The 246-nt window shown below is 58.5% G+C and carries 1 protein-coding gene; it reads left to right on the top strand.

From position 1 onward, the window contains the following. Positions 1–246: TerB family tellurite resistance protein (locus Ga0451573_RS19475; protein ID WP_231685859.1), on the top strand; the 246-nt coding region annotated here is incomplete at both ends.

Genomic DNA, 246 nt, shown 5'->3' with positions numbered 1-246 from the left:
ACGAGATCTTCCATGTTCCGCCGCGCTACCAGGATCAGGTGACCCGGCTTTACAATCTCGCCAAGCAGGATGTGGCGGGTTACGAGACCTATGCGGCGCAACTGGCCTCCCTGTGCGGTACCGGCAAGCCGAACTGCAAGATGCTCGAAGATATTCTCGACGGCCTTTTCCACATCGCCAAGGCTGACGGCTCGCTGCATGACAAGGAACTGATCTTCTTGGGCACGGTCGCCGAGATTTTCGCGC

Source organism: Phosphitispora fastidiosa (assembly GCF_019008365.1).
Classification (GTDB): Bacteria; Bacillota; Thermincolia; order Thermincolales; family UBA2595; genus Phosphitispora; species Phosphitispora fastidiosa.
The sequence above is the reverse complement of the archived record's forward strand: the minus strand, read 5'-3'. Positions and strand labels throughout refer to the sequence as shown.